This window comes from Rhizobacter sp. P3_B12, assembly GCF_056402895.1.
In genome coordinates this window covers 1-5860 of sequence record NZ_JBFUGN010000340.1, presented here as the reverse complement: position 1 = coordinate 5860, position 5860 = coordinate 1, and the positions used below count along the sequence as shown (strand labels likewise).

The 5860-nt window shown below is 70.1% G+C and carries 6 protein-coding genes; all 6 read right to left on the bottom strand.

The window, feature by feature from the left end:
• Positions 1-68: 68 nt before the first annotated feature.
• Complete coding sequence (gene ypfJ / locus AC1D01_RS17830; protein WP_477868563.1) at positions 69-953, bottom strand: KPN_02809 family neutral zinc metallopeptidase; 885 nt, start codon at positions 951-953, stop codon at positions 69-71.
• Positions 954-1013: 60 nt separating this feature from the next.
• The gene (locus AC1D01_RS17825) at positions 1014-1304 is read right to left on the bottom strand and encodes a hypothetical protein (RefSeq protein WP_477868561.1); all 291 of its coding nucleotides are present in this window, start codon (positions 1302-1304) and stop codon (positions 1014-1016) included.
• A 98-nt stretch (positions 1305-1402) separates the two neighbouring features.
• Positions 1403-1984, bottom strand: a complete 582-nt coding sequence (locus AC1D01_RS17820; RefSeq protein WP_477868559.1) for a deoxycytidylate deaminase — start codon at positions 1982-1984, stop codon at positions 1403-1405.
• Positions 1985-1995: 11 nt separating this feature from the next.
• Positions 1996-2766, bottom strand: a complete 771-nt coding sequence (gene eutC, locus AC1D01_RS17815; RefSeq protein ID WP_477868557.1) for an ethanolamine ammonia-lyase subunit EutC — start codon at positions 2764-2766, stop codon at positions 1996-1998.
• A complete protein-coding gene (locus AC1D01_RS17810; protein ID WP_477868555.1) occupies positions 2763-4169 on the bottom strand; it encodes an ethanolamine ammonia-lyase subunit EutB in 1407 nt (468 codons plus the stop codon). Before AC1D01_RS17810 ends, eutC begins: the two co-directional genes overlap by 4 nt.
• Before the next feature lie 20 nt (positions 4170-4189).
• Positions 4190-5557, bottom strand: a complete 1368-nt coding sequence (gene eat, locus AC1D01_RS17805; protein WP_477868553.1) for an ethanolamine permease — start codon at positions 5555-5557, stop codon at positions 4190-4192.
• Positions 5558-5860 lie beyond the last annotated feature (303 nt).

The following is a 5860-nucleotide window of genomic DNA, read 5'->3' as shown; positions in this document are numbered from 1 at the left end:
GAGCTTGTCGAAGGACCTGCTCGCAGGTCACCGGGGCTTCGACAGGCTCAGCCCGAACGGATTACCGCTCAGAGCTGCCGCGCCTCGAAGGTGTTGCACTGCTCGACGCTGCCGCCCTGGAAGCCGCGCTTGAACCAGCTGACGCGCTGCGCGCTGGTGCCGTGCGTGAAGGTTTCCGGCACCACGGTGCCCTGCGACTTGCGCTGCAGCGTGTCGTCGCCGATCTGGGTGGCGGCGTTCAGCGCCTCTTCGACGTCGCCCTGCTCCAGGATCTGGCGGGCGCTCTGCGCATCGTGGGCCCAGATGCCGGCGAAGCAGTCGGCCTGCAGCTCCAGGCGCACGCTCAGCGCGTTCTGCTGCGCTTCGCTGACGCGCCCGCGCATCGCGTCGACCTTGCCGCTGATGCCCAGCAGGTTCTGCACATGGTGGCCGACCTCGTGCGCGATCACGTAGGCCTGCGCGAAATCGCCGGGCGCGCCGAGCCGCGTGCGCATGGTCTCGTAGAAGCTCAGGTCGATGTAGACCTTCTGGTCGCCCGGGCAGTAGAACGGGCCCATCGCGGCCTGGCCGCGGCCGCAGGCGGTGGGCTCGCTGCCGCGGAACAGCCGCAGCTTCGGCTCGCGGTAGGTGCCGCCCATCTGCTTGAACTTGGCGCGCCACACGTCTTCGGTGTCGGCCAGCACCACCCCGACGAAGCGTGCCATCTTGTCGTCGGCCGGCGGCTTGCCGGCAGGCGCCTGCTGCTGGGTGGGGACCGCGCCGCCATCGCCGCCGCTGAGCAGGCTCAGCACCGTGAGGGGGTTGACGCCAAAGATCCAGCCGGCCACCAGCGCGATGGCGACCGAGCCGAGGCCGATGCTGCGGCCGCCGAAGCCGCGGCCTCCGCCGCCACCTCCACCGCTGCTGCGGGCGTCTTCGACGTTGTCGCTCTCGCGGTTGCCTTCCCATTTCATGGTGTTCCCCCGGCTGGTGGCTGGAGGGGCCATGGTAACGAGAAGACCCCGCCGTGGGGATCAGTGCATGTCGGGGTCGGTGGCGAGGTACAGGCCGAACAGCTGCAGCGCCGCCCGCTGCAGCGCCGCATCGGCACTGCCGTGCGCGACGGCGATGCGCTCGTAGGCGTAGGGCCGGTCGAACATCATGCGGGCGATGTTGACCGGCGTTCCGTCGCGGGCCATCAGCGTGCGGAAGCCGGACAGCGCCAGCAGGTCGGCGATCAGCGGCAACTGGCGCGGTGCCTCGGGGGGAGGCAGCAGCGACGGGGGCAGTTGCGAAGGTGAGAACGGATCGGTCAGGGCCGGCATGAGACCTCCATGCATCGCGGCGCAACACGCGCGCCGTGCTGCACACGATAGCCAGCCCAGGCGCGCGGTGATCCCGCGATATGGAGGGTGCAGTGCCGCTACTTCGGCGAAGGCGGCGGGGGCTGCCCGGGATCCGTGGCACCGTGCACGGCCGGCCCGGTGTCGCGGATGAAGTCGTCGAGCTTGTCGCACCACTCGGCCGCCGGCGCCTCGAGCGCTTCGAGCGACAGCACCTCGATGCCCGCGTCGGCCAGCATCTTGTCCGAGGCCTGGTTCAGCGCGACCTGGTGGGATTTCTTCTCGAGGAACACCACCCGCTGGATGCCGACCTGGATGATCGACTGCACGCAGCGCGGGCATGGGAACTGCGTCGTGTAGATCGTGCTGGCGGTGAGCGGCAGCACCACGCAGTTGAGGATGGCGTTCACCTCGGCGTGGACGATGTAGCTGTGGCGCGACTGCACCGGATCGTCGTCGATGTCGCTCCAGTACGACGGATCGTCGTCGTTGCAGCCGCGCGGCAGGCCGTTGTAGCCGACGCCCAGGATCTTGTTGTCCGCGCTCGCGATGCAGGCGCCGTTGCGCTTGCGGCCGTCCTTCGAGCGGGCGGCGGCGAGCAGCGCGACGCCCATGAACATCGAATGCCAGTGGATCAGCGGGGTGTTTTGCATGGCCGACATGTTAGGGCCCTTCACGCCGGCGGCAGCTCCGCCACGTCGCTGCGGTCCTTCAGGCTCACGCCGCTCAGCTGCAGCCGCAGCGATTCGCGCGCCAGCCACACCAGCCGGCGCGCCGCGGGCGCATACGGCAGGCCTTCGGGCCGCACGTTCGAGATGCAGTTGCGCTCGGCATCGCTGCGGCCGCGCCGTGGCGCCCAGGTGAGGTAGATCCCCAGGCTGTCCGGCGAGCTCAGCCCCGGGCGCTCGCCGATCAGCATCACGACCAGCCGGGCCCGCAGCAGCTCGCCGACCGGGTCGCCGAGCGCCACGCGGGCCTGCCGCGCGACGACGACGGGGCCGAAGGTCCATTCGGGCGGCGCCTGCGCGCGGATCTCGGCGACCAGCGGCGCGGCATGGCGGCTCACCGCCAGCGAGGACAGGCCGTCGCCGATCACCAGTTGCACGTCGCAGCCGCCCGCCGTGTCGGCCAGGCGTGCCGCCGAGGCCTCGTCGAGCCGGCGGCCGAGGTCGGGCCGCAGCAGGTAGGTGGCACGGTCGGGCGCGGCGCTGTGCACCTGCAGCGTCGGCCAGCCGGCCTGCTGCAGCGTGGCGCACAGCGCATCGGCATCGAGCGGCACATGCACCGCGTCGCGCGCCTGCGCATGCGCAAAGCCGAAGCGCAGCAACTCGCCGGTCGGCAGGCTGACGCCGGCCCGGCCGAGCGCCACCCGCGCCGCGGTGTGCACGCGCAGGGCGCCCCACGGGTCGCGGGTGATCGCGTCCTTGGCCGACTCCTGGGTCACGCCGCGAGCCTCGGCAGGTCCAAGCGCTCGATCAGGCTGTGGCCGGGCGCGATCGGCAGCACGCGGCCGGCCTCGTCGGTGATGCGCATCTTCTGCAGCCAGGCCTCGAACTCCGGTGCACGCTGCAGGCCGAGCAGCTCGCGCAGGTACAGCGCGTCGTGGAACGAGGTGCTCTGGTAGTTCAGCATGATGTCGTCGGCGCCCGGCACGCCCATGATGAAGCTCAGGCCCGCCGCGCCGAGCAGCGTCATCAGCGTGTCCATGTCGTCCGAGTCGGCCTCGGCATGATTGGTGTAGCAGACGTCGCAGCCGAGCGGCAGGCCCATCAGCTTGCCGCAGAAGTGGTCTTCGAGGCCGGCACGGATGATCTGCTTGCCGTCGTACAGGTACTCCGGCCCGATGAAGCCGACGACGGTGTTGGTGAGCAGCGGTGAGAACGCGCGCGCCACCGCGTAGGCACGGGCCTCGCAGGTCTGCTGGTCGACGCCGTGGTGCGCGTCGGCCGACAGCGCCGAGCCCTGGCCGGTCTCGAAATACATCACGTTGGCGCTGGTCGGGTCGCCCACCGTCGCGCGCTTCAGCGACAACGCGGCGGCCTGCGCCTCGCGCAGCAGCGCGAGGTCGATGCCGAAGCTCGCGTTCGCCCGCTGCGTGCCGGCGACCGACTGGAACACCAGGTCGACCGGCGCGCCGGCCTCGATCGCCTGCACGGTGTTGGTGACGTGGGTCAGGATGCACGACTGCGTCGGGATCTCGAAGCGGCGGATCAGTTCGTCGAGCAGGTGCAGCAGGTCGACCAGCGCCGGCATGCTGTCGCTGACCGGGTTGATGCCGATCACCGCGTCGCCGGCGCCGTACAGCAGGCCGTCGAGCATCGACACCGCGATGCCGCGCGGGCTGTCGGTCGGGTGGTTCGGCTGCAGCCGCACCGAGAGGCGCCCGGGCAGCCCGATGGTGTTGCGAAAGCGGGTGACGACGCGGCATTTGCGGGCGGCGAGGATCAGGTCCTGGTTGCGCATCAGCTTGCTGACGGCGGCCGCCATCTCGGGTGTGACGCCAGGGCGGACCCGGGCGAGCGTGGCTTCGTCGGCCGCATTCGAGAGCAGCCAGTCGCGGAAGCCGCCGACCGTCAGGTGCGAGATCGGGGCGAAGGCCGCGCGGTCGTGCGTGTCGACGATGAGCCGCGTGACCTCGTCGTCTTCGTAGGGCACCAGCGCTTCGTCGAGGAAGCGCTGCAGCGGCAGGTCGGCCAGGCACATGCGCGCGGCCATGCGCTCGGCGGCGCTGCTGGCCGCGATGCCGGCGAGCTGGTCGCCGGAGCGCGCCGGCGTGGCGCGGGCCATCAGCGCCTTCAGGTCGGCGAACTGCCAGGTCTGCGTGCCGATGCTGTGCCGGTAGGCCATGCGGGACCCCGTGATTGTCGTCAGCCTTGCGCCGCCAGCGCGGCGGCGCGCCTGTCGCGGCCGCTGACCAGGAACAGCACGGTGGCCGCGGCCATCAGCCCGGCGAAGATCAGCGACAGCAGCAGGTTGTACCAGACCATCGCCACGAGGCACAGCAGCGCGAGCGCGAGCGCGATGGCCGGGAACACCGGGTAGCCGATCGCGGGGAACGGGCGTGCGAGGTCCGGTTCCTTGCGGCGCAGCACGAACAGGCTGAGCATCGACATGATGTACATCACGATCGCGCCGAACACCGACATCGTGACGATGTTGGCCGTGAGCGTCTGGCCGCCGAACGAGAACAGCTCGTCGCTGAAGATCGCCGCGATGCCGATCACGCCGCCGGCGAGCACCGCGCGGTGGGGCGTGCCGAAGCGCGGGTGGATGACGGCGAGCCAGGCGGGCAGGAAGCCGGCGCGGGCGAGCGCGAACATCTGCCGCGAGTAGCCGAGGATGATGCCGTGGAACGAGGCCACGAGCCCGAACAGGCCGATCCACACCAGCATGTGCAGCCAGCCGCTGTGTTCGCCGACGACGGCCTTCATCGCCTGGGGCAGCGGGTCGTTGATGTTGGAGAGCGTGCGCCAGTCGCCGACGCCGCCGGCGAACACCATCACGCCGATGGCGAGCAGCACGAGGGTGACGATGCCGGCGATGTAGGCGATGGGGATGGTGCGCTTCGGGTCTTTCGCTTCCTCGGCGGCCATCGCGACGCCTTCGATCGCGAGGAAGAACCAGATCGCGAACGGGATGGCGGCGAACATGCCGGACAGGGCGAGCGGGCTGAAGCTGTCCTGCCCGGCCCAGCCGTGGGCGGCGAAGTTGGCGGCCGAGAAGCCCGGCGCGACGACGCCCATGAACACCAGCAGCTCGAAGATCGCGAGCACGGTGACGATCAGCTCGAAGGTGGCGGCCGTGCGCACGCCGACGATGTTGAGCGCCATGAAGACGACATAGGCGCCGCAGGCCATCAATTTCGGGCTCGCGGCGGGAAACTGCACCTGCAGGTAGGCGCCGATGGCCATCGCGATGGCGGGTGGTGCGAACACGAACTCGATCAAGGTGGCGAAGCCGGCGATCAGGCCGCCGACCGGGCCGAAGGCGCGGCTGGCGTAGGCGAACGGTCCGCCGGCATTGGGGATCGCGGTGGTGAGCTCGGTGAAGCTGAAGATGAAAGTGGTGTACATCGCCGCGACGACGGTGGCGGTGACGAGGAAGCCGAGGGTGCCGGCACTGGCCCAGCCGTAGCTCCAGCCGAAATACTCGCCGGAGATGACCAGCCCGACGGCCAGCCCCCAGAGGTGCCAGGCGTTCAGCGTGGCTTTGAGATGACCCGTTTGCGTTTGCATGGACGCTCCGATCGCTCTTGTCAGGTTGTAGGGGACTGCTTTTGTGATTCTTGCAAGATCTGTTCCGCTTGGGCGCGGCGCGGGGCGGCGTGGCGGGTGGCGGGGTGCGGTGGGGGCTCAGCTGGGGCGGTCGGCCCTGGCGGGCCGACTGCACGAAGAAGMTCGGCTTCGGGGGTGCATCGGCAAACTCCCGTCACTCACTTCGTTCGTTGTGGTCAAACACAGCCGATGAGTCAGTCTACGAAGCGCGCTGGCGCRCGCCACCCCCGAAACCRATCTTCTCCGTCGCCCCAGAAGTCGCCC

What these genes read in the sequence shown, in the direction of transcription:
- eat (WP_477868553.1), bottom strand. Translation starts at nt 5,557, where the DNA reads ATGCAAACGCAAACGGGTCATCTCAAAGCCACGCTGAACGCCTGGCAC.
- AC1D01_RS17820 (WP_477868559.1), bottom strand. Translation starts at nt 1,984, where the DNA reads ATGTCGGCCATGCAAAACACCCCGCTGATCCACTGGCATTCGATGTTC.
- AC1D01_RS17810 (WP_477868555.1), bottom strand. Translation starts at nt 4,169, where the DNA reads ATGGCCTACCGGCACAGCATCGGCACGCAGACCTGGCAGTTCGCCGAC.
- ypfJ (WP_477868563.1), bottom strand. Translation starts at nt 953, where the DNA reads ATGAAATGGGAAGGCAACCGCGAGAGCGACAACGTCGAAGACGCCCGC.
- AC1D01_RS17825 (WP_477868561.1), bottom strand. Translation starts at nt 1,304, where the DNA reads ATGCCGGCCCTGACCGATCCGTTCTCACCTTCGCAACTGCCCCCGTCG.